This is a genomic window from Emticicia sp. SJ17W-69, assembly GCF_051209875.1.
In the GTDB taxonomy this organism is placed as follows: Bacteria; Bacteroidota; Bacteroidia; order Cytophagales; family Spirosomataceae; genus Emticicia.
This window is the reverse complement of sequence record NZ_JBNTQY010000001.1, coordinates 2,008,213-2,034,033: the sequence shown is the minus strand read 5'-3', so window position 1 is coordinate 2,034,033 and position 25,821 is coordinate 2,008,213. Positions and strand designations below refer to the sequence as shown.

General features: G+C 34.0%; 21 protein-coding genes. 12 read left to right on the top strand and 9 right to left on the bottom strand.

The genetic code is table 11. The features are described 5' to 3' along the window. Positions 1 to 71 precede the first annotated feature (71 nt). A complete protein-coding gene (locus tag ACQUQZ_RS08410; RefSeq protein WP_435354433.1) occupies positions 72 to 1,694 on the bottom strand; it encodes a capsule assembly Wzi family protein in 1,623 nt (540 codons plus the stop codon). A gap of 461 nt (positions 1,695 to 2,155) precedes the next feature. On the opposite strand from ACQUQZ_RS08410, the gene ACQUQZ_RS08405 reads away from it, so the two are divergent. Both ACQUQZ_RS08405 and ACQUQZ_RS08400 read left to right on the top strand, forming a co-directional pair. After that, positions 2,156 to 2,671: a hypothetical protein gene (locus tag ACQUQZ_RS08405; RefSeq protein ID WP_435354432.1), complete on the top strand. Its 516-nt coding sequence runs from the start codon at positions 2,156 to 2,158 to the stop codon at positions 2,669 to 2,671. A gap of 144 nt (positions 2,672 to 2,815) precedes the next feature. Beyond that, positions 2,816 to 3,724 carry a DUF1207 domain-containing protein gene (locus ACQUQZ_RS08400; protein ID WP_435354431.1) on the top strand — a complete coding sequence of 303 codons (909 nt, stop codon included), beginning with the start codon at positions 2,816 to 2,818 and terminating at the stop codon, positions 3,722 to 3,724. Between the two features lie 106 nt (positions 3,725 to 3,830). Here the strand turns inward: ACQUQZ_RS08400 and ACQUQZ_RS08395 are convergent, their stop codons facing one another. Together ACQUQZ_RS08395 and ACQUQZ_RS08390 are read right to left on the bottom strand one after the other, a co-directional pair. Then, positions 3,831 to 5,057 (bottom strand): nucleotide sugar dehydrogenase, encoded by a 1,227-nt coding sequence (locus ACQUQZ_RS08395; RefSeq protein ID WP_435354430.1) that lies wholly within the window; start codon positions 5,055 to 5,057, stop codon positions 3,831 to 3,833. Between the two features lie 185 nt (positions 5,058 to 5,242). Continuing rightward, complete coding sequence (locus tag ACQUQZ_RS08390) at positions 5,243 to 6,265, bottom strand: SPASM domain-containing protein (RefSeq protein ID WP_435354429.1); 1,023 nt, start codon at positions 6,263 to 6,265, stop codon at positions 5,243 to 5,245. Positions 6,266 to 6,725: 460 nt separating this feature from the next. On the opposite strand from ACQUQZ_RS08390, the gene ACQUQZ_RS08385 reads away from it, so the two are divergent. The 5 genes from ACQUQZ_RS08385 to ACQUQZ_RS08365 all read left to right on the top strand — a co-directional run bounded on the left by ACQUQZ_RS08385 (position 6,726) and on the right by ACQUQZ_RS08365 (position 12,517). After that, a complete protein-coding gene (locus tag ACQUQZ_RS08385) occupies positions 6,726 to 7,427 on the top strand; it encodes an outer membrane beta-barrel protein (protein WP_435354428.1) in 702 nt (233 codons plus the stop codon). A 263-nt stretch (positions 7,428 to 7,690) separates the two neighbouring features. After that, on the top strand, positions 7,691 to 8,383 hold the full coding sequence (locus tag ACQUQZ_RS08380) for a hypothetical protein (RefSeq protein ID WP_435354427.1): 693 nt from the start codon (positions 7,691 to 7,693) through the stop codon (positions 8,381 to 8,383). 30 nt (positions 8,384 to 8,413) lie between these two features. Further along, positions 8,414 to 10,057 (top strand): hypothetical protein, encoded by a 1,644-nt coding sequence (locus ACQUQZ_RS08375; RefSeq protein ID WP_435354426.1) that lies wholly within the window; start codon positions 8,414 to 8,416, stop codon positions 10,055 to 10,057. A 156-nt stretch (positions 10,058 to 10,213) separates the two neighbouring features. Then, positions 10,214 to 10,951 carry a geranylgeranylglyceryl/heptaprenylglyceryl phosphate synthase gene (locus ACQUQZ_RS08370; RefSeq protein WP_435354425.1) on the top strand — a complete coding sequence of 246 codons (738 nt, stop codon included), beginning with the start codon at positions 10,214 to 10,216 and terminating at the stop codon, positions 10,949 to 10,951. 318 nt (positions 10,952 to 11,269) lie between these two features. Further along, positions 11,270 to 12,517: an MFS transporter gene (locus ACQUQZ_RS08365; RefSeq protein ID WP_435354424.1), complete on the top strand. Its 1,248-nt coding sequence runs from the start codon at positions 11,270 to 11,272 to the stop codon at positions 12,515 to 12,517. Between the two features lie 142 nt (positions 12,518 to 12,659). On the opposite strand, the gene ACQUQZ_RS08360 is transcribed toward ACQUQZ_RS08365, so the two are convergent. From ACQUQZ_RS08360 to ACQUQZ_RS08350, 3 genes are all read right to left on the bottom strand, one after another. Then, entirely contained in the window at positions 12,660 to 13,505 is an 846-nt protein-coding gene (locus tag ACQUQZ_RS08360) for a sugar phosphate nucleotidyltransferase (protein ID WP_435354423.1), read from the bottom strand. Between the two features lie 161 nt (positions 13,506 to 13,666). Then, complete coding sequence (locus ACQUQZ_RS08355; protein ID WP_435354422.1) at positions 13,667 to 15,640, bottom strand: M1 family aminopeptidase; 1,974 nt, start codon at positions 15,638 to 15,640, stop codon at positions 13,667 to 13,669. Positions 15,641 to 15,664: 24 nt separating this feature from the next. Further along, positions 15,665 to 18,001, bottom strand: a complete 2,337-nt coding sequence (locus tag ACQUQZ_RS08350; protein ID WP_435354421.1) for a TonB-dependent receptor — start codon at positions 17,999 to 18,001, stop codon at positions 15,665 to 15,667. 107 nt (positions 18,002 to 18,108) lie between these two features. Here ACQUQZ_RS08350 and ACQUQZ_RS08345 point away from each other — a divergent pair, with 107 nt between their 5' ends. Beyond that, on the top strand, positions 18,109 to 18,747 hold the full coding sequence (locus ACQUQZ_RS08345; RefSeq protein WP_435354420.1) for a hypothetical protein: 639 nt from the start codon (positions 18,109 to 18,111) through the stop codon (positions 18,745 to 18,747). Between the two features lie 79 nt (positions 18,748 to 18,826). On the opposite strand, the gene ACQUQZ_RS08340 is transcribed toward ACQUQZ_RS08345, so the two are convergent. After that, a complete protein-coding gene (locus tag ACQUQZ_RS08340) occupies positions 18,827 to 19,546 on the bottom strand; it encodes a head GIN domain-containing protein (RefSeq protein ID WP_435354419.1) in 720 nt (239 codons plus the stop codon). Between the two features lie 235 nt (positions 19,547 to 19,781). Between ACQUQZ_RS08340 and ACQUQZ_RS08335 the strand changes: the two genes are divergently transcribed. From ACQUQZ_RS08335 to ACQUQZ_RS08320, 4 genes are all read left to right on the top strand, one after another. Beyond that, positions 19,782 to 20,348 carry an RNA polymerase sigma-70 factor gene (locus ACQUQZ_RS08335; RefSeq protein ID WP_435354418.1) on the top strand — a complete coding sequence of 189 codons (567 nt, stop codon included), beginning with the start codon at positions 19,782 to 19,784 and terminating at the stop codon, positions 20,346 to 20,348. Beyond that, positions 20,349 to 20,711, top strand: a complete 363-nt coding sequence (locus tag ACQUQZ_RS08330) for a nuclear transport factor 2 family protein (RefSeq protein WP_435354417.1) — start codon at positions 20,349 to 20,351, stop codon at positions 20,709 to 20,711. Further along, on the top strand, positions 20,712 to 21,713 hold the full coding sequence (locus ACQUQZ_RS08325; protein WP_435354416.1) for a FecR family protein: 1,002 nt from the start codon (positions 20,712 to 20,714) through the stop codon (positions 21,711 to 21,713). 108 nt (positions 21,714 to 21,821) lie between these two features. Further along, positions 21,822 to 23,810 (top strand): STN domain-containing protein, encoded by a 1,989-nt coding sequence (locus ACQUQZ_RS08320; RefSeq protein ID WP_435354415.1) that lies wholly within the window; start codon positions 21,822 to 21,824, stop codon positions 23,808 to 23,810. Positions 23,811 to 23,859: 49 nt separating this feature from the next. Here ACQUQZ_RS08320 and ACQUQZ_RS08315 read toward each other — a convergent pair whose 3' ends face one another. Together ACQUQZ_RS08315 and ACQUQZ_RS08310 are read right to left on the bottom strand one after the other, a co-directional pair. Beyond that, positions 23,860 to 24,654 carry a DUF3575 domain-containing protein gene (locus ACQUQZ_RS08315; protein WP_435354414.1) on the bottom strand — a complete coding sequence of 265 codons (795 nt, stop codon included), beginning with the start codon at positions 24,652 to 24,654 and terminating at the stop codon, positions 23,860 to 23,862. Positions 24,655 to 24,752: 98 nt separating this feature from the next. Beyond that, positions 24,753 to 25,775: a threonine aldolase family protein gene (locus tag ACQUQZ_RS08310; protein ID WP_435354413.1), complete on the bottom strand. Its 1,023-nt coding sequence runs from the start codon at positions 25,773 to 25,775 to the stop codon at positions 24,753 to 24,755. Between the last annotated feature and the right edge of the window lie 46 nt (positions 25,776 to 25,821).

Here is a 25,821-nt window from a genome sequence, read left to right as displayed (position 1 = left end):
CGGTTCATTTTTTCTATCTTTTATCCAGTTTTTTTTTTTACAAATACTATTAATACCTATTGTATTTATTATTAAAACCCATAATTGGTACTCAATGAGAAAATATTTTTGGTTGGAGTTTGTATAAAACTTCCATCATAATTCAAATTTTGATAGCCCATTTTTACAAATAAATCATGGATAATTTCATAATTCAAATACACCTCTATGCTTTGAAGATATTTCTTTTGTCCCCAAAGGAAATCTGATTTTAAAGATAGATCTTGTTGTCCAATACCATTTCCGACAGTTCCCTTCCTAATAAGTCGATAATTCATTTTAATATCTAAGCCTCTCTTGATACGATATTGTATTTCATTAGTCCATTGGTCGGCGTTATCACCAATCCAATGACCAATATTATAATTAGAATTTCGATAAGTTTGTGCAGGAATAAAATGTATATATGTATAAGGTCTTACACGAGTATAGTCGCTACTAATAAATAAGTTTTTAATAGGAAAGTCAGTTAAAGAAACGCCCAAATTATAGGCAGTTTGGTTACGGTTCTTATTTCTCAAACTTAATTCATCAATAAAAAAAGATGCATACAAATGTGTATGAGGTATATGGTTACGAGAACTTACTTGTGCAAATATCTGAGAGTTACTCACTGTGTTAGATCTTGATAACTCTCCTTGATAATGGCTCACTGCTCTAAAAAACAAGATAGGCGTCATGTAAGCCAATTGCACTTGGTTATTATAAATAATTGATTCACCCAATAATACCTTTAACCCTTTGAATGGTGTAAAAATCAAAGAGTGAGTTGCCATGTATTTTGGCACATCACTGATTTGATAGACTTTTGGAATGCCCGAAGCTCGTATGTTAGTAGAATCAACTACATTGGAATTAAGCCAAATATGAGCATAATTAAATGAGAACCATTTCACAGGTTTAATATCTAATCTAATCAATGGAAAAGAAGGTGCTTTGGTGGAGATAATTATTTTCCCATTAGTTCCATACCCAATCGGCATGTAATCTTTTCCAACGGTTATATTTCCCCATTTCCAGTTATAGGAGAGTGTGGCCTTCACTTCTGAATATTCTAAGCCATTTTCCCTATATCTTGCCAATACCCCCGTCTCTGGAGTGAAAGATTTGCTTGAATCAACCCCCGTCCCATCTTCTTGATGAGCTCTAAAATCTACACTATAACCAAAGTTTTTTCCGATTGCACCATAAGCCCAAAAACCACTCCAACGATGAGTAAGGCTATGACTACCATTGGTAATACCAAATTGATAACCAAAAATCGGTTGAAAGTTGATAGTGAATAATTTATCTTGAGAAGACAAAAACCGAAAGCGGTCATTGTTACTATATTTTAGAAATTTTACTTTAGTAGTTTCTTTGAGAGAAGAATCACGGTAAAGTAAAGTTAAATCTTGGGTGTATTCTTTGAGATAAAATACCAATTCTTTTTTCTCCAAAGGAGTCAATTGTTCGTCATTTTGCTGAAGTTGATGCAGGTGTTGAGCAATATCCTTACGAGCGATAGGTTGGACTACATCGTCAAGATTAATAATACCTCTTTGTGAAATTCTTGATAAATAAGCATATACACTTCGATAAAGTGGCTCATAAACAACCTGAGCAGTGCTTGTACAATAGCAGAATAGCAAAAAAAGTAAAATTTTTAATTTCATGGATAGTTATTTAATAGTCAACTGTCTATAATTGATAAAAGCTGATTTGCTTTTCACATTAATAATCAATACCAATCGGCAATGTCCCACAGCAAAAAGGCGACGATTTACAGTTAAAAACTTACAGCAATTATTTAGTTTTCAGTAATTGACATTTAGTCAGCAAGACTATAAAACAATTAATAATTTGACAATTAATTTCTCAGTTGCTATAATCATTTATTGAAAACACAGAATAGCAAATTAATGCATCACATAATCCTATCATCATGTTTTACATACGAGAAAAATAACAAAATGGTTGCTTACTACATTACACTACTGAATACTTTAATTGTGTAAATATATATCTTTATTATTACCGTTTGATAAATTATTTATTATTCGGTAAAAAAATCAAAGAAAATATAATAATTTTACCTTAAAATTATATAATCACCAAATAAACTATTAAAGAACCCATGAAAAAATACATTTTTATTTTGTCAATTATCGTATTGACTTCCTGTGAGAATTTCCCAGGCGTTTCCTTTGATTTTAATAGTGATATGACGTTTGTCATTGATAAACCTGGCTTACAATATGATGGTTCTAAGCTATTAGACCCTACAACTAATGAAACGTTTAAAAAAAATTCAGATAAATTAAAAGATGTAACCGTAACTAAAGTCACTTATACCATCAGTGATTTTGTAGGAACTACTTCACAAACAGCCAGTGCTTCATTTGATGCAGCTGACGGCAATGGCAATAATAAAACTAACATCGGAAGTTTTAGCAACGTTAACCTTTCTTCATTGGTTGGTAAGGAAACCGAAATAACAGCCTCACCCGCTGCAATCATTGCCTTAGCAGGTTTCATGAAAACATCACCTTATAAAGTAAATGTATATTATACTGGTAGCGTTAACCAAGCACCTGTGAAATTTACTTTAAAATTAAAAGTATATGCAAAAGCAAAGGCAAAAGTTATTTAATTATGAGGTAGAACTTAGGAATTAGCAAATATGGCATTCTTAAAAACTTGTCATTTGTAAATTTTTTACTTGCGTCATCACAAGATGCTAATGCTCTTCCATTCTCAATTAAAAAAAAATTAAAAATCCAAATATAAAAAAGCTTTGATTCACTTTTTATTGTTTAAAAATCAGCCTTTAAGAGCCAAATACTTCTTACTTTATGGAGTTTTTGGCTTTTTAGTTTTTTTGTCGAATTTTCTAATGCCTGTTAGTACGTTTGCCCAAGAAGAACGTACTGTTGGTTTTTTTCCGAAAAAGCACTTATTCAAACCTCTTCTATTCGACCCATTAGAGGCACAATCTTATGGGTATTTTACTCGTAAAAGGACTGAAGGACACAGTGACAGCGGTTTATATGCTCCATTTGCTGTTGGCTTCAATAAGCCTATTTATCAATGGAATGAAAATAAGCAGTTAAATATGGACATCACAGTCTTTACACAATTTGACATGTTTGGTCAAGATGGCAAGTTTCATCGGTATAATCGAAATGCCGATTATAAAATAAGCTTGAGTTATGTTTGGCAAAAATCTAATTGGCAGTTTAGGGTACGAGGCTTTCATGTTTCATCACATTTGGGTGATGATTATCTATTGCACAATGGCTTAGACTTCTTTAAAAATAACCCTGTCAATTATGAGCAAATAGACTTGATTTCGGCCTATACAAAAAATAATTGGCGATTTTATGGTGGCGTAGGTTATGGTGTTAGACCAAAGTTTCGACCTGGTGATGAACGAAAACGCTTGGCATTTCAATTGGGGATGATGTATGAAAAAAGCTTAAAAAACAAGAATAAGTCTTTTGTTTTTGGCATTGACAATCGAATTTTAGAGCAAACTGGTTTTTACCCAGGCACAAAAATTGGTTCAGGTATCGGCTTTCATTTGCCTAATTACGAGAAAACATTTTATCTTTTATTGGAAGTTTACAATGGACCTACACCTTATGGAAAATTTGAAGCTCAAAAATGCAAATGGGTTGGCTTAGGGTTCAATTTTCAGCCTTAGTTTTCCCAACAATTCAATTGATGTTGGTTTTGTATGTTTCGCCCTTTTTATAAGAAATAGGGCGAAACATACTTAGGAAAATTTATATTTCACATCTTAATAAACGTTATTTGAAGCGAAATTGATGAATATCAAAATTCAGAAAATTATCATGGCCGATGCTTGAATAATCTAAATCTTCGAAAACTTGATGATTTGTTGCTCTAATAATCAAATGATATTTCTTTTCGTCGCTAATCTTTGAAAGCATCAATATCTCTGAGGGTTCAGCAACTGGGTCATAAACATCCGTATTTAACCGACTTGTTTGTAAAGCTTCAATTAAAGTAGGAACAAGCGAACCCTTGATACTTGAAGTATTAGGTTTGTATGCAACTCCTAAAATAAGTACGTTAAAATCAGTCAACTCACCAAAATTTTGTTTGAGTTTTGTTTCTACTAATTTGGCAATAGCATAAGGAACATTTTCATTGATATGACGAGCTGTGCTAAGGGTGTTTGTTGTACCATCAGAAAGATAATCCAAATATTGTGATGCAAGTGGCAAACAATCGCCACCCACAAGGCCTGGTGTAAATTTGAGAAAATTCCATTTTGTACTGCTGGCATCCCACACTTCATCAAAAGGCACTTCATTCGTTGATAAAATATTAGCTACATCGTTCATAAAAGCTATATTAATATCTCTCTGAGCATTTTCTACAAGTTTAGCTGCTTCAGCAACTTTGATAGATTTTACAGGAAAAGTACCTGCCAATACGATAGATTTATATAGTTGGTCAACCTTTTGAGCCGTAACAGGAGTTGAACCCGCTGTGATTTTAATAGTGTTAGAAAGAGTATGTAATGAGTCGGCTGTGTTGATTCTTTCAGGTGAATAACCTACAAAAAAATCATTATTAAATTTTAATCCGCTGTACAATTCTAATATTGGTACACAAATATTTTCTGTACATCCCGGAAAAACAGTAGATTCATAAATAACTAAATCATTTTTTTTAAGTAAAGATGAAATAGTTTGAGTCACTGCTAATAAAGCCTGTAAATTAGGTTTTCCATCATTGTAAGTACTTGTTGGAACAGCGACGATATAGATATTGCAATCATGGAGTGAAGAAATTTCTGTTGAAAAAATTAATTTTTCAGAGATGGTAAAAGTAGGCGAATGAGCATTTCTGCTATCAATCCCCTGTTTTAATGACAAAATTCGTTGAGACTCTAAGTCGAATCCAACTGTCGTATATTTCTTTCCTAATTCAATGGCCAAAGGTAAACCGATATTCCCAAGCCCCATCACAGCAATTTTACTATTATCTAATTCTTTTTCTATCATGTTAACAATGAAGCTAGTAGCAATTGGCTGTTAGCTTTTGATTTAATAATAAATATTTATTTGAATGCTTTATTAAAAGCATAGTCAATGATACTTCTATTCTTTATAGATGTAAATTTATCAAGAGATTAAATTTATTTAGATACAAACCTAACTCCTAAAACCTAATTTTTAATAGCTTTAAATCATCCCCAAACCTTCGTTCCTTCGGTGCAGTTTTTACACATTTCAATTTCTGCACGAGCATTGGTAAGTGATTTTCTAAAGTTTTTATATGGTTCACTTTGCCAAAGCTCTTTAAATGATTGCTTTTTTAAATCACCTAAACGATATTCTGCGTCTTTATCAAAACAGCAAGGTACTACCAAACCGTCCCAAGTAATGACACATGAATGCCACATTTTCCAGCAATGGTCGAGTAATTTATTTTTTATTTGATAAGTTCCATCAGTATTTTTTTTGTATCGTGCATATTTATCAATCGTTGGAATGAGTGTCGAGCCGTCTTCATAATCATAAATTTGGGCTGTTTTAAATCCTACCTCATCAACACCTAAATCTTTTGCCAACTGTTTAACTTCTTCCAGCTGATGCTCGTTTGGTTTGACCACCAAAAACTGAAAAATGACATGAGGGGTTTTAGATTTCAACTCTTTTTTCCAATGGATTATATTTTTTGTTCCTTCGATTACTTTTTCTAAGTTTCCTCCAACTCTATATTGCTCATATACCTCCTGCGTTGTTCCATCAATCGAAATAATCATACGATCTAAACCAGATTCAACGGTTTTCTTAGCGTTTTCACTATTCAAATAATGAGCGTTAGTTGAAGTAGCAGTATAAATGCCTTTTTTAGAAGCATATTTAACCAAGTCAAGAAATTTGGGGTGCAAATAGGGTTCACCTTGAAAGTAAAAGATGAGGTATAATAGTGTATCGGCTAGTTCATCAATAGTTTGTTTAAAAAGATTTTCTTGTAGCATCCCTGTAGGGCGAGTAAAGCTCCGTAAACCGCTGGGGCATTCTGGACAACGTAAATTACAAGAGGTAGTTGGCTCGATTGATATAGCAATGGGCAAACCTCGATGAACAGAATTACCTGTAATTTTTGACTCAATGTAGCTCGAAACATTCTTCAAAGCATTCCATGCACGAGTGGGTGTAACTTTAGAAAAAAAATTTAAGCCGTCCTGTAAGTTTCTGTTCATTTTTTTAGGTTTTAGGATTTAGAGATTTGGATTTAGATGAATTGATACAGTAAGATTCTACTTAAAAATATAGATGACCGACATTAAGAGTAAAGCTTTGCTTTCGCATTGTTTTCCTCCATTTTAGCTACCCAAATTGAACTGTCAAATTCAATTAAATCGCTTAATCACTAAAAAAGCAAAAGTATTAATGGTGATAGCAAAAAACACATTCAATAAAACAAAGATACAAAATTGTATCATTGCTAAAAAGAATATCTTCTACATAAGAGTTAAGCACAAATATATTTACTAAGTCAATTAAAAAAGGTTTAGTTCCAGTAATGTCGAAAGAAATAATTTAAGGCCTTAGACAAATATAAACATACCCTTAAAGAGTATTATTATTTACAGAAATCAATTGAACGGTATAGTTTTTGCTTTCATTTTAAACAAGTATATTCAAACCATCTCAACTATCGTGAAAATATTTTTATTAAACATCGCTTTTTTCTTAAGTCTTAATACTTTTTGTCAAAATCCGACAAATAAATATTTTGTTTCGTCTTATATCGGCTCTATTCAGTACTATGGTGATTTGAATGAGTTGAAAAGTAACATAGACATTAGAAATTTTCTTCAAACCAAAGACCCTCTTTTTGGCATGTGCGTTGGTAAGAAATTCAATAACTATTTTGATACGCAATTAACGATTGAAGCAGGCGGATTTAAAGAGAGCAAAGCAGCCCTTAATCTATCCACTACCACTTCTTTCTACCAAATAACACAACGTATTGAGGCTGATATTTTTAACTTGACACATCCCTACATTCCTATTGCACGCCAAAAGATAAATACTTTGGTTTATGTAGGGTTGGGCATCAATGGTTTTAGAAGTAATGCCAATGATATTGATAATAATCTATCATTAAGGCACGCACAAAGCACAAAACTGGCTTTAAGTTATGGTATAAGTTTTAGGTATAAAATAACAAACACGACAAGTCTTAATTGTGATTTTGGGCATAATAAAATTTACAGTGATATTTTTGATGCTACCATTGGGGAAGACAAAGTGGAATTTGGCAAAATAAAGGACAAAAAAATATCAAGTTATAAAACAGCTTTAGATATGTGGGCTGGCTTAAGAGTGGGGCTTATTTTTGAGCTAAATAAGTTATAATAATTTCCAATATACATTTTGTCTAAAACAAGCAACTATAGTTTCCAATCATTAATTTTATTTTATAGCAATTCGCTTATTAGTACAATTATAAATTAAAAATATACCAAAATTATTGCCGAATAATAAAATTTTACATAAAGTCACTAAAAAAGTTTGAAAAAAAACTTATCTTTATAAGATAATCTTCTTCATTAAGACCCAATTCAGGGTAAAACATTTTTTATAAACTGATTATTTTAAACCAAAAATGAGGTGCTGCTATGAAAAAAACTATCCTATTATTCCTCCTTTGTTCAGGATCTATTTTTGCACAAGATGCAGAAACCAAACCAAGTAAGCCAAGCCCTACGCCAAAAAAAATTGCCATTATTCTAAAAATTGGTACTACTGGAATCTCACCAGAAGTGTCTTATCATTTTAAGCCAAAAATTAATTTTAGAGGTGTTGTTTCCTTTTACAGTTATCACCGAAACGATATAGTTAGCTTCGACCAGGGTGATGATGTTGAGAAAGGAAAAGTGCAATACGATGCCAAACTAAAAGTTGGTAATGTAGGTGCATTAGTCGATTACTACCCATTTAAGAAGTTTTTAGCTATAAACGCTGGTGTATTTTATAACTTGACTGCAGTTGATGTAGGTATAGTACCTAAAAGTAATATTAAGTTTAATGACCGCATCTTTACTCCTGAAGAAACAGGTACTCTCGGTCTGAAAATGAAATATAATAAAGTAGCCCCCTATTTAGGCTTGTCATTCGGCAACCCTCACAATGGAAAAGTAAAGTTTTTATTTGATTTAGGAGTATTGTACTCTGGTTCGCCTAAAATTGAAATGCAAGGCACGGGTTCAATTGAACCAACAGCTGCCCAAGCTCCACAATTAGAGGCAAATCTCAAGCCCGTTTATTTATATCCAGTAATGAAGTTTGGTCTTTCTTACGCTATCAAATAATACTTAAAAAAAATTAAAATGCTCATAACCATGAAAAAATTCATAGCTCTTCCTCGTATCCTTTCGATCCTATTATTTATAAGTATATTTTTACTTAGTTGTAAAGATTTAAAAAATTTAGATCCTGGCAAAGATTTAAAAGTGATTATGAACTACAAACCTGCTGATTCGTTTGTAGAAGCTCAAGTAAAAGATGCCAAAACTGGGAACTTAATTACTGATAAAATCAATATCCAAATTATTGGTAAAGAAGTTGCAAATGTGATAAACTTTGAAGGTGAAGCCAAAACAAGCTATACAAAAAAAGGGCCCTCTATCTACTTAGGATTGAGAAATGTAACACCAACAGCAGCTCAACCGATTGATTTTAAAATTATCATTAGTGTTGATGGTTACTTAACTTCAAGTCGAGACGTTTCTTTAAAGGGGGTAAATAATCCTCCTGTTGAAATTCTATTAGTGAAAGCGTCAACACCACCAGCGGGTTCGGCAGTGCAACAAACAACAATTACAAACTCTGCAACCACAGGTTCGAATCAAGATAATAGTATTGTTGTGGTGAATGGCAAAAATGCAACTATTGTCGATGTTGACAAAGGCACAGTTATGAAAGATGGAACTGGCAATGCCCTTTCAGGAGCTTTGCAAACAACTGTTGCAACATTTTCTGGCCAATCAAGTGAATCAGCAAAAGCTTTTCCTGCATCAAATGCCACCGTGCTATCGAAAGGGCCTAATGGTGAATCAAATGTGAAGGGTACATTAGTACCTTCGGTTTTTGCAGCAGTTGAAATGAAATCAGCTAATGGCAGCAGGGTTGCTACTTTTTCTCAGCCTGTTGATATCTCTTTTGAGATTTCCCCAAATAGAATTAATCCTAAAACCAGTCTAAAAGTAAAAGTTGGGGATACATTTCCTATTTATAGCTACAGCGAATCTACGGGTGTTTGGACTTACGAAAAAGAAGGAATAGTTATCAGCCAAGACAATAAGTTATTTGTTACCTTTCCGACAAGCCATCTTTCTTGGTTTGCATTGGCTGACTTCATTATTTCAAATAGTGCATCAAGTTTCAATGTAAAAGTGACATTTAATTCTGATGGAAGTGTAAGTGCGGCATCATACCCATGTAGTATAGAGGCGTTTTACCAACCTTCTGAAGATGGCGGAGAACCATCAATTCAAAATATTTCAACCGAAGTTAAGAGAAATGCAGATGGCAATAGTTATTCTTTAGATCTTGAAGGTATCGGTTTAAATGTAACAAAACTTGTTTTAAAAGTAAATTTTGGTGTGGGTACTCAAGTTTTTGAAGTAACCCGCTCGAATGGGTCTTTGAGTAATACTAATTTTACTTTCAAAACCAGTACTAACAAAAAGAAAACCATTTATATCAATGTTTCTTGCGAAAACGATAAACCATTGGAAATAAAGCCATATAATGTTGGTATTGAAGGTACTTTACTTTCACCAGTAAACTGGTCTTTCTTAGGCAATGTAAGTTATGATAGTGGTGATAATAAAATTAAACTTATTACATCGCTACCCGATGGAGTTGATATGAACTTCAGATCAGTTTCCTATCCTGATTATACGAAAATAATAAATACTGGTACAGCTGAGAGTTTTACAGTTCCAATTCTACTCACTAAAGATCATCCTTTGTGTAAATGATGGGAATAGTTTTAGTTTAAACAGTTAAAATTCTTGATATAACATAAGTAAAAAATAACTAATTGATGGGGTAAAAAGCTATCAATTAGTTATTTTTGTGTTCAAAAAAGTAGCTATCACTACTTCATCATCCCAAAGAAACTACTATAATTGCCCATGAAACAAATACTACCAACAATCCAAGAGAATACAAAAAGCAAGAAAAAATCATTAGCTATTTTGATTGACCCTGATAAATTTGATAAAATTAATTTTGACGAAATTGAATCCACAGCTTTGACAAAAATTGATTTTATATTTATAGGTGGAAGTTTGATTATTGCTAAAAACATCGAAGAAATTGTTAAAAAACTCAAGGATAAATTTCAAATACCCGTCATTATGTTTCCTGGCAATGCCATTCATATCTGTGGAGGGTTGGATGGTGTACTTTTTTTGAGCTTAATTTCTGGCAGGAATCCTGATTTTTTAATTGGTCAACAAGTCATCGCAGCTCCAATGCTCAAAAATAGTGGCGTCGAGGTTCTCCCAACTGGCTATATGCTAATTGATGGTGGTGCTCCAACAACTGCCAATTATATGAGTCATACTTCTCCTATACCTAATAATAAACCTGATATTGCGGCTTGTACAGCAATGGCAGGCGAAATGTTAGGTTTACAATTAATCTTTATGGATGCTGGAAGTGGGGCAAGTCAAGCCGTTAATCAAAAAATGATAAAAACAGTAAAAGCTAATATTAATGTACCTTTGATCATTGGTGGCGGTATTAATACTGTACAAAAGGCAGCTGATGCCTTCAATGCTGGTGCTGATATGATTGTCATTGGAAATTTAATAGAAGAGAATACTCAACTTTTGAATGAAATTATAGCCATCAAAGAAAGTTTTTAGCTTGAATGCACTCCTTTACAAATAGCATAAATTCTTGCTTATCAAGTATTTAAAGTTATTCGTTATCAAACTTCCCTTCATCTTATTCTTAATTTTGCTTACTTATCATTTCAACAAGTAAGAGTGATTCCTTTTTCCTATTGGTTGAAACTTTTATGAATATTATATCTCTCGCTCATCAAACTTCTCCATCATTTTGTCGTTTAATTAGGTATTTTTGAAAGGATAACCTGATAACTTTGAGAAAACAAAATTAAAATTCAGGATAATATGCTATTATTGTGTAAAATCTGAAGATTCTACCAAACCTAAGATATTATGAAAATTCGCCACAAAGTCTTAATTTTTCTCTTCATACTTTCCATTATCACATTCCTTGACCGAGTGTGTATGAATGTTGTTAGTAAATATGTGAAAGCCGATTTAAGTCTTGATAATCAATCATTTGGGTACATTTTGGGGGCTTTTTCATTAGCTTATGCTTTGTTTGAATTGCCAACTGGAATCTTGGGAGATCGTATCGGACCTCGTAAAGTTTTGACAAGAGTAGTAGTTTGGTGGTCAGGTTTCACGGCTCTAACAGGTACAGCTTTTGGTTTTGTTTATTTACTTATTGTACGTTTTTTGTTTGGTATTGGCGAAGCAGGAGCATATCCCAATGCAGCCATTGTGATTTCTCGTTGGTTTCCAACGATTGAAGTTGGTAGAGCTCAATCAGTAATATGGGCTGCGGGTCGAATTGGCGGGGCATTAACCCCACTTATAGTCATTCCCTTAGTTCATGCTGTCGGCTGGAGAATGGCCTTTTTTGTGCTTGGCATCATGGGTTCTATTTGGGCAACGATTTGGTATTTTTGGTTTAAAGATAATCCTGCTGAACACAAAAGTATTACCCAAAAAGAACTTGATGAAATTGAATCTGGAAGAAAAAAGACGACTGCAAATCATAAAATTGACTGGAAAATTATCATAAAAAATCGCAATATTTGGTTGCTGATGTTGATGTGTCATTTATTCTTCTATGCTGCTTATTTCTTTACAAATTGGTCTTCAACATACTTTCAAGAAGGTAGGCACATGAGTGAAGAGCAAGCCAAAAACTTTGTTTCCTTGTCTTATTTTTTGGGAGCAATTGGCTGCATCGTCGGTGGTTTTGCAAGCGATTTTTTAACCAAGAAACTTGGTCTTAAACTCGGCAGACGCATCGTAGGGGTAGCTGGTTTAGGCTCATCAAGTATTTGTTTTTTAGCTGCTGGACTCACACCTGATAATGAATTGGCAGGTTATTTATTAGCTCTTTGCGTACTACTAAAAGACCTTACCTTACCGGTAGCTTTTGCTGTATGTGTGGATATTGGCAAACAAAATTCAGGAACAGTGACGGGTGCTATGAATTTTGCTGGACAAATGGGCGGTTTTTTTATCACTATTATTTTTGGTACAATTGTTCACCAAACAGGTAATTTTAACTATCCTCTTTTTTTGATTGCTGGCTGTTTAATAGTCGCTTCTGGTCTTTGGTTTTTTATTGATCCAACGAAAGAGATAAAAAGTTCTGAATTCTGACGAGGCCGCCCGTGCAGTTTTAGTATTACTAATTCTGACTTTTTGGGCGGAATGATTCTATTATCTTACTAAATTGAATCGTGTAATTTTTCCACTCAGAACTTTAAGCCGCACGAGCGGCCCCGTCAAAATTCAGAACTTTTTAAATATCATAATTCAACACTTCCTTGATTTCAGCAATATCATGTTTGCTCGTTAAATCAGGAAGCACATCTGCAATCTGAATAGTATGAATACTTCGTGGTTCTTCATTAGCCCAAAGTCTCACCGTTACAGGTATTTCTTTTTCATTTCTGATAGGGTGTAAAGGCGTTTTTTCTAAAAAAGGCAACAAATCCGCCGCCGTGAATGCAAAAATATTCCAACTAATTCCAATGCGAGGCATTGTCTTTAAAATTTCTTCCCACTCTTCATCGTTCGGTTTTTCGAGCAAATCAGTTAAATAACCTGCCTCATCTTTCTTAATAATCGCACAATTCCTTACTCTTTCTACCGCATACCCTTCAGTGTCCCAATCCAACATAGCATTTGGATAAGCTTCATTTAAGAGTAATTTAAATGCCTCAACAGGGTATAAATTATCCCCATTGCAGACAATAAAACGACTATTTTTCCAAGTAGGGAACTGATTCAAAGCTTGTTCTATGGCATCGCTTGTGCCAAGCGGTTTTACTCTTCCTTCTGGAATATGTTGACGTGCAAACTTTATTTCCAAACCCCAACTTTTACCTTCTTGCATCAGTTTCTCGTAATGAGGCTGTGAAACAGTATCCTTCGGATTCAATAACAAAATCACTTCTTTAACACCAGCTTGTGCAGCATTGTATAATACATAATCAAGAAAAGGTCGCCCATCTTTACCAAGACCTATCATCGACTTTGGTAATGTATTGGCTTGTTCAATGAGTTTTGGGTCAAGGTCTGTATTTTCTTCAATGTTTTTTTTCATTCGGGACGACATCCCCCCCGCTAAAATCAATAGTTTCATATTTTTAAAATTGTTATTTATCATTATAAATGCGATGTTGAAAAGCAATGCAACGTGGATACTCAAGGCCACCTTGAAACGCAATGCAAGTAGAGACGCAATGCAATATGAAAATGCAATGTGGAGACGCAATGCATTGCATCTCTACCATCACGGTAAAATTATTTCAACACCAAAATTTTTCCAAAATAAATATTTTCTATGCCTAAACGTACAAGATATTTCCCAGCAGGTAAATTATTTAAAGAAACCGTTTTTGAGTATTTCCCTATGGTAAGTTTTTCTTCTGCTAATTCATGTATATTTCTACCCATCAAATCAAATACTGTGATTTGGGTTTTGGCATTTTGCTTCAACGAAAAATCAATAATTACTTGATTATCAGCAGGATTTGGAGAAATTGTCCATTCTACTAAACTACTTGATGGTTCGACTCCTGTAATAGAAGATTGCACTTTATTCTCTGATACATCTTTTAATATTTTATTTTCTGGGTCGAAAATAACTTGCGAAATTGCTCCTATCGGCTTTGTAAGTTCAATTTCTTGACTTGCTTTATCAATAAATACTGTATTAGTAATTACTTTCCCATCGGTCATTACAATGTTTATATCAATGGGCATTGAAAAAAAAGCAGGTGTTGAATTTTGTGTTTGGCTAATAGAAAGTTTGAGTTTTTCGGATGTTTCGTTGATGTTCCAAGAATAAGTATATTTTGGGTAGTTTTCACCATAAATCCATTCTTTAAAGAAATACTCCAATTTCAATCCAGTAGTTTCTTCTGCAACTTTTTGAAAATCTTCGGTACTTGCTGCATTATAAGCTACGCTCGAAATAAGATAATTCTGCAAAATTTTAAAAAACTTTTCATCTCCCACTATTCCACGTAACATGTGTAGCACCATCGCTCCTTTAGAATATGTACGAACACTGCTAAAAATCTCGTTTTCACTGCTGATGTTTTGTACATAAATACTTCCAACGGCCTTTTTGGCACTTGCAGCCCTGTTATTAATCGAATTCAAATATCCTGCTCTACCGCTCAAAGCTTCGGCATAAATAGACTCTCCATAAGTAGCAAAGCCCTCATTGAGCCAAATATTTTCCCAATTTTTGCAGGTGATTTTATCGCCAAACCATTGATGAGTCAATTCATGTGCGACTAAACTTCCACCATAACTATTAATAGAAGTACATGTTTGGTGTTCCATTCCACCACCAAAATCACATTGAGCATGACCATATTTTTCTTTTATAAATGGATAAAGTCCAAATTTCTCCGAAAAAAGTTTGAGCATAAATGGTGTTTGATCAAGCTGAGTTTTAGTAGTAGAAGTAAATGTTTCTGGATAAACATAGTGCGTAACAACCATCGAATCGGTATTAGAATACTTAAAATAATTTTTGTATTCAACATAATTTGAACAAGCAACAGAAATCAAATAATGAGCAATCGGATAACGATTTTTCCATTGATAAGTACGTGTATTATCTTTATTATCAACTATTTGAGTAAGAATTCCATTTGAAACTGATACAAATGAAGCAGGCATTGTTATCCAAACATCCGACGAATCTGCTTTGTCAGAAGGCGTATCTTTACACGGAAACCAATCTGGAGCACCATAAGGCTCACTCAAGCTCCATACAACTGGTTGCTGAGCATTGCCATGCGTTGCAAATGAAAAACTACCGAAACCAGAACTGGCGGGCTTTCCTTGGTAATAAACAAGTACACTAATCACCTGATTTTCAGTATATTGTTTATCAAGTGTAATAGTCACCTTACTGGCATCTTGTAAAAAAGAAAGTTTTTTAGCCCCCAACTTGATTGAATCAACTTTCAAAATATTTCTCAAATCTAAAAAGAAAGAAGAAAGCGTTGCTTTTGCTTTTAAAGCAACGGTTGCTTCACCCTTCAAATATTGCTGTGTATGCGAAAGGTTCAAATTTAACTTATAATAGGTAATATCTATTTTATCATCACCTGGGTATGCAATACGAGCTTTACTTGACTTATACATTCGCCCAAACGCAGCTTGTTTTGATTGCGAACAAATGATTGCTCCATCTTCTTGGGCAAAACTAAAAATTGGTAACAGACTGACGATAAAGCATTTAACTATATATTTCATGTTAGATTTAGGTTTATTGGAATTTTAAAATTCCCAACGATAACTCAAAATTGGAATTAAACCAAGCTGATATTGTCTAACGATTTTTTGTTGTAAAATATCATAATAACTATACGAAGTATTTTGATAGCCTGCAACATTCTGAATATCTAAAGCAAGTGTTCTCGAATATTTTTGCTTCGATTTCTTTAAATAAATACGGAAATCTGGCCTGAAATAATCGGGTTGTTTCACAGTAAATGCTTCAGAACTACTATAAATCAAACGCTTATTTTCGATTGATGCCTGTTCATTGATGGCACGTTCATAATATCCGCCTAACCAAACAATTCTAAGACTTGTACCGAGCATACGATTCTTGGTTCTCTCCCACTCTTTTCCCACAGTCAAGTTAAAAAGATATTTACCATTATATCTACTATTTCTTTTTACACCATCTAAACCTGTATAAGTTGCATTGTACAACGTTGCATTGGTAAGTGCATAAAAACCATTTGTGAGGTATTGCTGATAACTCAATTCAATACCATAATTTTCGCCTTTTCCTAAATTTTGCAAAGGTTCATTTGTAAAATCTTCAACTAAATTGATGGCTGAAAAAGTTGGATTTAAGGTTGTAATAGGAATATTAAATAATTTCTGGTAGTACAATTCAGCTTTTAAGTACGAACCTTTTTTAAACGAACGCTGTGAACTCAATACATAATGATGTGCTTTTGTGAATTGAAGCAAAGCATTCGGCAAGAAATTGCCACTATTTACATTTGCTTGAGCAAAATACAATTGTGGAGGTTGCAGTTGGCTATGAAGCCCATAAGCAAAACTAATAGACTGATTATTAGTAAGTTGATAATTAATTGAAAAGCGTGGCTCAAATGATTTAGTTCGATTAAACGTATAGTTGAGGTAATGTAAGCCAATATTGGTAGTCAACTTTGGCACAGGTGAAAACTGCCAATTTAGATAAGGTTGTATAATCAAACCCTCAGCATGTCCATCGGATTTTTTTTCAGTAGATAATGAGAAAAGTTCATCGTATTGATGCGTAACAAATACACCAACTTTCAAGGTGTTTTTAACATTAATTTTATAACTCAAACTACTTGTAAAGGATATTTTGTTTTTTGATACAGTATCAATTTGTGTGAGGTAACGTTGAAACGTTTTTTTACTTAAAACATACGCATCTCTTGAGCTTTCCATACCCGATGCTGCCAAAACTGAACGCCAAAGTACCTTTTCGCCAAAATGAACATTGTGGGTAACACCTATCGCACCCATTTTATTTTTATAATTAATGTCAAAACCATCTTTTTGCACTTTCCACAAAGTGGTATCTCTCAAGCCTTCAAAAGTATTACTACTCAAACCACCCATTCCGAAAAATGTAAAATCTCCTACTTTTTTAGTTGGCAACGACACATTGAACGATAGATCTTGAAAAGTAATATTTTCTCCACCAAATGTTACGCCCATTAAACCTAATAAACCCGTAAAAGAATAGCGATAATTGACCAAATAACTTGCTCCTTTATTCCCAACAGGGCCTTCTGCGGCCACATCTATTCCTATGAGACCTGCTTGGGCGGTAAACTCATGTTTTTGGTTATTGCCTTTTCGTAATCTCATATCCATTACGCCCGAAAGAGCATTGCCATATTCAGCAGGAAACGCACCCGTCAAAAAACTCATATTACCCAATAATTGAGCAGAAAGGATATTTACACCACCCGAATTTTGGGTAATTCGGTCGCTAAAAGTACCTGCATTGCTCAAATGATTTGGATTTACAACCTCTACCCCTTCTAAACGCCACTGAACACCATTCGGAGAATTCCCTCTGATAACCATACCATTGGCTTGGTCATTAGAATTAGCTACACCCGCGTAAGCAGTAGCCAAACGTGCAGGGTCAAGATATGTTCCCGGGTAGCGAAAAATCTGTTCGGTTGTAATCGTTTGGATGCTTGTTACAGCTCCCGAAAGGTTGGAAGATTGTGCTTTTACAACTGCCTCGGCAAGCTGATTAGTACTCGGTCTAAGATGAATTTCTAAAACAATTTCTTTACCCGATTCAAGCAATAATTCTGAAATATTTTGATTTTCATAACCTATCGAACTTATCTGTAACTGATAACGTCCGACTGGTACTTTTTCAAGACGAAAATAGCCATCACTGTCAGTTTGAACACCTTGGTTGGTATTTTTCAAAGTTACAGCCACACCTGCCAATGGGCTTTCGCTTATCGCATCAATCACTCGCCCTCGAATCGTTTGCACAGTCGTTTGTTGTGCGGTCTGAGCAAACACTTCCAAACAAAAAAATGTCAGGAATAAAATTGTAGTAAAACTTTTATACATTAGTTTTGAAGAAAAATAGTAAAAATAAACCATTGCGATTCTATAAATATTGCCTTTGTTTAAAACATTTCTCCTGAACAAAAGTTTAATTAGAAATGAATCCTACCATGATACTTAGCAAATTTGAAGTAAAATTTTATCAGCGATTAGAAGGTTTCTTCCAACCGCACAACTTCGATTTGGTGTTGGACCAAAAGCAATTCCGCAAAGCTACACAAAACGGCTTTCAGAATATAATTTTTTCGGTATCAGAAACACAAAAGGAGTTTTGGATTGAGGTAAATTTTGGTGTGAGGCACGAATTCATCGAACAAATAGCTCAACAATTCTTGAATAACGCTCGTGGGTACCGTCCATCGGCCAATACACTCGTGATAAGTATTGGTAAATTCCAAGATTTAAAATACTTCCGCTTTAAAGTCAGTGATGATGAAGAATTGAATACAATTTTAGAAGAAGTTAAAAGTTTTTTTGAAGATATAGGCTTTGGCTTCTTAGATGATGTCAACAATTTACTCAAAATTGATGATATTCTAAATGACTCACCAACAAAGCCTTGTAGATTTGTCTATAATCAAGTTCATAGATGTTTTAAAGGATTAATTGCCGCAAAACTAACTGACAACAGCAATTTTGCGACAATTTCTAATATTTATAGACATTTTTTACTCAAAAATGGCACAGATGATGACCTCCTCAATTACGAACGTTTAGTGAGTTTTCTCCATCATTATAATGCCAACTAAGCAAATCGTAAGACAGGTTTCCTAATCCGTCTGTTTTTGTCTAGAAAAAGGACAGATTAGGAAATCCGCCCTACAAAATTTACTCTTTCTCGACTTTACTACTTCCCGAAAGATCGGAATCTACTTTGGCATTGCCTCTGTACCTCACTTTACTCGCACCGCTGGCTCTTACTTTGAGTTGTTGAGCCACATTCACACGGCCGCTACTTGCACCTGAAAGATTTAATGATGCTTCTTCTGCATCATTACTAAAAGCATTGAGAGTGGAAGCTCCTGATAGTTCAGCATAGATTTTTTGAGATTTACCTTCCAGTTCAAGTGTCGATGCACCTGACAAATCAATATCATACGTTTTCGCATTAGTCTGAAAAACACTTTTGGAAGCACCTGATAAATCAATTTTCAAATCGGATAGATTATCAAACCCCCTGATATTTGAAACACTTGCTCCTGAGAAATCGACTTCTTTCAAAGCTGGCATTTCAATATCAATATCCATTCGATAACGGCGAAGTCTCCATTTATTTCTAAAAGAAATTTCGAGTTTACCATTGTTTTCCTCTACCAATAGATCATCAATATCTCGACTATCACCCGAAGCTTTTATTTTAAAAGTAGCTCCTTGCACAACGTTGATGTGAAATGAATTTCCCATTTCAAGACGGTCAAAGTTTTTTACATCAAAAGTTTTTTGTTTTTCATCCGCAGGTTCGATTGCTTGCTGCAAAATTCCACAAGAAGTGATGCTAAAAATCATCACTAAAATCATTAAAACGGAGATTAAATTGTTTTTTTTCATCTTTTTTGTAGCTTTTTTATATGTTTGTGTACTTATGACAGGTCAGTAAATATTTACCCCTATCAAAGTTTGAAAATATTTTAACATTTTTCATTTCCCCATAGGGGAATCTTTAATATCGATTGTCATACAGCAAAAGGTATCGAATTTTTACATTCATATACAACCTTTTATCAATTATAGTTATAGAAATTTGGGCATAAAATCATAAGTTTGCACATTATATTTTCAATCGGTGCAATTATCTGAACAAGAAATAGTTGGTGCAATCAGGCAAGGCAATGAGCGTATTTTTGAAGAAATTTTTCGAAAATATTATCAAAGCCTATGTAAATATGCCCATTCGATTTTGAAAGAGATAGATGAGGCCGAAGAAGTTGTACAACAGCTTTTTTTGACCATTTGGGAAAAACGTGATAATTTAGAAATCAATATTTCACTCAAATCTTATCTTTATCGGGCTGTACATAATCATTGCATGAATCGAATTAAACATTTGAAGATTCGGGAAGAATACCAACAATATGCCACAAACTTTTATGATGCCTCTTACGAATCAGTAAGCCAAACGGTGATGAAAAATGAATTGGAACAGAAAATTGAACAAGCGATCAAAAAACTCCCAGAGCAGTGTCGCTTGATTTTTAAAATGAGTCGATTTGAAGAATTGAAATACCATGAAATTGCTGAACAATTGGAGCTTTCGCCTAAAACCGTTGAAAATCAAATTGGAAAAGCACTGAAAATTTTAAGAGTAGAATTAGCCGAATATTTGCCATTACTAATATTTTTTTTGAATTAGATGATAAGCTTTGAATTTGCCGAACATTTTACCCAAGAGTGGATTGAGTCATGGAACTCTCATAATCTTGATATTATTTTAAGTCATTATACAGATGATTTTTGTATAAGAACGCCTATGGCTGCCAAACTTTTTCCAGAAAGCAATGGGGTTGTGGACGGTAAAGAAAATGTCCGAAAATATTGGACAATTGGACTCGAAAGAATTCCAAATTTAAAATTTGAACTAATTGATTTTTTAGTTGGCATTGATGGAATCACAATTTATTATCTCAATACTGCTACTAACAAAAAAACAGCAGAAGTGATGAGTTTTGATGAAAATCTAAAAGTCAATAAAGCATCAGCTTATTATACAGCATAAATGAGCGAAAAACAACCAATAACCGAAGACCTTCTGGGTAAATTTTTAGCACAGGAAACTGATGCTCAAGAATCTGCGTTGGTTGAAAATTGGTTGAATCAAGACAAAGAGCATCAAAAAGAGCTGGATGATTATCAATATATTTGGCAAAAAGTTGCTTCACTAAAAGAAGAAAAAAACGTCAATGTTGATATGGCTTGGAATAAGGTAAAATCAAAAATGGATTTACCCAAAGAAGCAAAGAATGTGAAGTTTGTACCAAGAAAACAAGTGTTCTTTACTCCTTTCCGTATTGCAGCAAGTATTACCTTACTATTAGTTGCTGGTTTATTAGCTATTTTGCTGAGTCAAAGAAATACTGAAATCATTTCCCTCAAAACAACTAACCATACTTTAGAAAAAACACTTCCTGATGGTTCGATTGTTTTTTTAAATACCAATACAACTTTCAGCTATCCTACTGATTTTCAGCAAGATACAAGAGAAGTAAGTCTGAATGGCGAAGCATTCTTCAAAGTAAAAAGAGATGAATCTAAGCCTTTTATTATTCATGCAAATGGCTCTGATGTAAAAGTTTTAGGAACCTCATTCAATGTTCGTGCTTATGACAAAAATGTAAGAGTGAGTGTCGAAACTGGGAAAGTTCAGTTTAAAAATAAAGCCAAACAAACACTTTTGGTACGAGGAGAAGAAGCTGAATTTGTGGCTGATAAAGATACTATCCGAAGAACTTTGGCAATGGACAAAAATGTATTTGCTTATAAAACGAAGATTTTTGTTTTTGAAAATTCGAGTTTAGAACATATTATTAAAGTGTTGAGCGAGGGTTACCACACAAAAATTCTACTGAAAAATGACCGTATTAAAACTTGCCGATTAACAACCAAATTTGATAATGAGACATTGCCTAATGCACTCAATGTAATTGCCGAAACACTCAATCTGAATATTACGGCTCAAGGCGAAAAATATATCATTGATGGAAATGGGTGTTCCCAATAAATAGCTACCAGTTGATGTATTTTGCTACATGATTATAAATTGTAAACTAAAAATGGGGGAAAAACAAAGCTGAAATGTCATAGCTTAAAAATACATTACATTCAAATCATGAAAAAGCTATTAACATTTACTTTATTATTCTTTTCAATAAGCCTTTGTTTTGCCCAAAGTCATCCGCCTCTTGAACGAATCATCTCCGTAAAAATCTCAAACGAAAGATTAGACAATACGCTCAAAATTATTTCAAATGCAGGTGGTTTTAGTTTTTCGTATAATCCAGATGCGGTGAATATAGAAAAAAGAGTGTCGATTAATGCTCAAAACCAATCAGTTAGAGAAGTATTATCTGATATTTTTGGAAATTCACTTACATTCAAAAATCGAGGTAATTATGTAATACTCAACAAAATAAGTGAAGAACCTCAAAAAGATTTTTTCGTGATGGGCTACGTTTCAGACGGGGAAACGGGCTTAAAAATTGAAAAAGCAAGTATTTATGAACCCATCACTCTTGCTTCTGCCGTCTCAAATCAATATGGTTTTTATCGCTTGAAACTTCCCAAAGATTTAAATAAGATTAATCTTCTTGTTAGGAAACAAAGTTATCGAGATGAAAGAATTTTACTTGGCAACAAACAAGATAAAGTACTTAATATCAAGCTATTATCTATCAAGCCAATACCAAGCATTGATTCTAAGATAAGACTAATTTCATTTAAAATAGATTCATTACCTAATAAAAAACTAGATAGTTTACCTGTTATTCAGCCTATAACCGCTAAAATTGAAAGAATAGAGCCAAAAGATTCAGTAATTATTGAAGCACAAAAATTTGACTATCGTGAGCAATGGCAACTTACAAAAGAAAAATTATTATCTACCCAAGATCGTTTCTTAGATTGGCTCATTACAACCAAGCAAAATATCCATTTAGATAATATCCAAGATACTATTTATCGTCCCGTACAAATTTCGTTTTTACCATTTATAGGTACAAATCACTACCTAAGTGGTAATGTAATTAATAATTTTTCATTCAATATTTTAGGTGGTTATTCGCTTGGTGTCAGAACTTTGGAAGTTGGAGGATTTTTAAATATTGTTCGAGGAAAAGTTAATGGCATACAGGGTTCGGGCTTTGCCAATGTCGTTGGGCAAGATGTGAAGGGTATCCAAGTTGCTGGCTTTGGTAACTTGGTTGGTCGAAATGTTCATGGTATACAGGCTGCTGGCTTTGGGAACCTGAATTTTGGTAGCTCTGGAGGTGTCCAAGCTGCAGGTTTTGGAAATGCCGTTCTTAGAAATTTCAGTGGCATCCAAGCGGCAAGTTTTGGAAATTTAATCGGCCAAGATATGAAAAACAGTCTCCAAGTAGCGGGCTTCGGGAATACACTGATTGGCAATGGAACGGGTGTGCAAGTAGCTGGTTTTGGAAATATAATTGGGAAAGATTTCAAAGGTATCCAAGTTGCAGGAACACTAAACATTGTTGGTGGGACAATGAATGGACTACAAGTTTCAGTGCTTAATTATGCACAAAATATCAGAAATAGTTATCAAATTGGGGTATTTAATTTTGCTGGTGAAAGTACAAATAGCATTCCGATTGGGTTATTAAGTTTTGTAGGAAAAGGAGGCTATAAACGACTCGAAATGAGTGCGGATGAGGTAAATTGGTTCAATTTAACTTTCAAAACTGGTGTAAAACAATTCTATAATATTTTGACAGGGGGCTATAATTTCGGTTTTGCCGATAAACCTAATTTTTCATTGGGCTATGGTTTAGGAACTGCGTGGAAATTGAATCGAACATTTTGGGTCAATTTTGATTTGGTTTCTTCACATATTCAGCAAAATAATATTGAATGGAATCTCAATCAGCTCAGTAAAGCAAGCTTGGGTTTGGAAATTCATGCCACTCGTCATCTTGCTTTATTTGTAGCTCCTACGCTTAATTTTCTTGCAAGTAGTGAATCAAGCATTGATTTAGGAAAAGTTAATAATTGGAAGTTTTATGAAAAGCAAGGCTATTATTTTGGAGAAAGAGCCAGCTTGATTTCTTGGGTTGGGATTCAAGGGGGAATTAGGCTATTTTAAAACTACGATAAAACCTGCAAGGTTTGAAAAACCTTACAGGTTTTGTATCTTAGAACCGATACCCTAAATTAAAGCCAAATCCTCGTAAGTTGATGTAGTTGAGTTGACGAACGTTGTCAATAGTGACTCCTTGGGTATTTACTACTAAACCTAAATATTCTTCATTAATTTTGAATGTAGTAAGGATCTTATTTCTCAAACGTGTGCGAAAATCATCATCAAATCCTTCAAGGTTTTGATTCGATTGTCCATGAACTTTTACCCTACCATAATGCCCACCCAAAATATACCAATCTAACGTAAAACGATTACCCAAACGGAATTGTCGTCCCAACATTAGGCCACCAGAGTAAGTCTGTAATTTAGTATCTACTGGTAATTCTAAGCGAACGGGCAAGTTTTTATAATCAATATCAATAAACACAGGAACATCACCATAAAAATTATTGTATTTACCAAAAGCAGCCAAATACATCCCAACTGGAGCTTCTTTTCTGCCAAAATAAAACCTTATTTCAGGTGTAACATGAATCATACCGATACGTGATTCTGCTTTTCTTACATTTGCAAAACTGATATAATCAATCCGATTGTCTGCAAAATCCACGTATTTTTCTAAATCTTTTGCATAAGGAAGTAACCTTTTAGGTCGAAAACCTGCTCCTAAAGCAAATGAGAGATGTTTCCCCAAAACTTTCTCATATTGAAAAGTAGCCGTTCCGAGAGCTGCAGCTGAAAGATTAAGTTTAACAACAGCCTGATTTTCTTCTTGAGCAAAAGAATGATTTGAAATAATAATCAAAAATAGAATTTTGGCGAAACATCGCCCTAAGTTTTTCTTCACAGATTGGGTATTTTGTATGACTGTTTGCTAATCATCTATTTTAAAACAATTCAAATTCACGAACGATGGGTTGAAAACCTATCATACAATAAACGAACTCAATTGACTTTTCTGATAATTTTACTAAATTCTTCTAAATGTTCATCTGTAAAATCAAGATGCGTAACAAATCTCACCAAATGTTTGCCAAATACTACACAGCCAATATTTTGTTCTTTCATTTTTACCACAAAATCACTCGCTAAAATAGTTTCTGGTAATTGAAAAATAACAATATTTGTATCAATCGGATAGATATTTTCGACAAAAGGTAAACCTTCTAAAATCTTGCCAATTTGCTTGGCACGAGCGTGGTCTTCACGCAAACGTTCGATATTATTCTCTAAAGCATAAATTCCTGCGGCAGCCAAAAAACCTGCTTGTCGCCATCCGCCACCCATTACTTTTCTGAAACGACGGGCTTTTTTAATGAAATCTTTTTTACCCAAAAGTAAAGAACCTACTGGGCAACCCAAACCTTTCGATAAACAAATAGAAATTGAATCAAACAATTGTCCATGCACCAAAGGTGATTCGTTGGTTTCTACCAAAGCATTGAATAACCTTGCTCCATCGAGATGTAAAGGTAACTTTTTTTCATCGCAAACTGCTCTAATTTGCTGAATATCAGCCAATTGATAATAACAACCGCCTCCTTTATTCATTGTATTTTCAAGGGAAACCAAACTTGTCGTTGGCTGATGAATATCATCAGGATTATTGATGGCATCACGGACTTGTTGAGCATTCAACCGACCTTTATCCCCATCTAATAATTTTAATGATGAAAATGAATTTAGTGCTACTCCCCCACCCTCGTACAAATAAATATGTGAGTATTTATCACAAACTACTTCGCTTCCTGGCCAAGTATGCACACGAATAGCCAACTGATTGGTCATTGTTCCTGAGGGGCAAAACAAAGCCGATTCCATGCCAAACATCTCGGCAGTTTTTGTTTCAAGAGCAATCACTGTTGGGTCATCGCCAAAAACATCGTCACCCACTTCCGCCAAAAACATGGCTTCTTTCATACCCTTGCTGGGCTTTGTTACTGTATCACTTCTAAGGTCTATAAACATATTGGGAATAAATGGAGATTTCTTTGCAAAAGTCCAACTTTTTCAT

Excerpts from the sequence above, each read along its gene's own strand:
- ACQUQZ_RS08390 (WP_435354429.1), bottom strand. The coding sequence starts at position 6,265 with ATGAACAGAAACTTACAGGACGGCTTAAATTTTTTTTCTAAAGTTACA.
- ACQUQZ_RS08380 (WP_435354427.1), top strand. The coding sequence starts at position 7,691 with ATGAAAAAAACTATCCTATTATTCCTCCTTTGTTCAGGATCTATTTTT.
- ACQUQZ_RS08410 (WP_435354433.1), bottom strand. The coding sequence starts at position 1,694 with ATGAAATTAAAAATTTTACTTTTTTTGCTATTCTGCTATTGTACAAGC.
- ACQUQZ_RS08345 (WP_435354420.1), top strand. The coding sequence starts at position 18,109 with ATGATACTTAGCAAATTTGAAGTAAAATTTTATCAGCGATTAGAAGGT.
- ACQUQZ_RS08375 (WP_435354426.1), top strand. The coding sequence starts at position 8,414 with ATGAAAAAATTCATAGCTCTTCCTCGTATCCTTTCGATCCTATTATTT.
- ACQUQZ_RS08365 (WP_435354424.1), top strand. The coding sequence starts at position 11,270 with ATGAAAATTCGCCACAAAGTCTTAATTTTTCTCTTCATACTTTCCATT.
- ACQUQZ_RS08405 (WP_435354432.1), top strand. The coding sequence starts at position 2,156 with ATGAAAAAATACATTTTTATTTTGTCAATTATCGTATTGACTTCCTGT.
- ACQUQZ_RS08340 (WP_435354419.1), bottom strand. The coding sequence starts at position 19,546 with ATGAAAAAAAACAATTTAATCTCCGTTTTAATGATTTTAGTGATGATT.
- ACQUQZ_RS08395 (WP_435354430.1), bottom strand. The coding sequence starts at position 5,057 with ATGATAGAAAAAGAATTAGATAATAGTAAAATTGCTGTGATGGGGCTT.
- ACQUQZ_RS08330 (WP_435354417.1), top strand. The coding sequence starts at position 20,349 with ATGATAAGCTTTGAATTTGCCGAACATTTTACCCAAGAGTGGATTGAG.
- ACQUQZ_RS08350 (WP_435354421.1), bottom strand. The coding sequence starts at position 18,001 with ATGTATAAAAGTTTTACTACAATTTTATTCCTGACATTTTTTTGTTTG.
- ACQUQZ_RS08320 (WP_435354415.1), top strand. The coding sequence starts at position 21,822 with ATGAAAAAGCTATTAACATTTACTTTATTATTCTTTTCAATAAGCCTT.
- ACQUQZ_RS08360 (WP_435354423.1), bottom strand. The coding sequence starts at position 13,505 with ATGAAACTATTGATTTTAGCGGGGGGGATGTCGTCCCGAATGAAAAAA.
- ACQUQZ_RS08325 (WP_435354416.1), top strand. The coding sequence starts at position 20,712 with ATGAGCGAAAAACAACCAATAACCGAAGACCTTCTGGGTAAATTTTTA.
- ACQUQZ_RS08370 (WP_435354425.1), top strand. The coding sequence starts at position 10,214 with ATGAAACAAATACTACCAACAATCCAAGAGAATACAAAAAGCAAGAAA.
- ACQUQZ_RS08310 (WP_435354413.1), bottom strand. The coding sequence starts at position 25,775 with ATGTTTATAGACCTTAGAAGTGATACAGTAACAAAGCCCAGCAAGGGT.
- ACQUQZ_RS08355 (WP_435354422.1), bottom strand. The coding sequence starts at position 15,640 with ATGAAATATATAGTTAAATGCTTTATCGTCAGTCTGTTACCAATTTTT.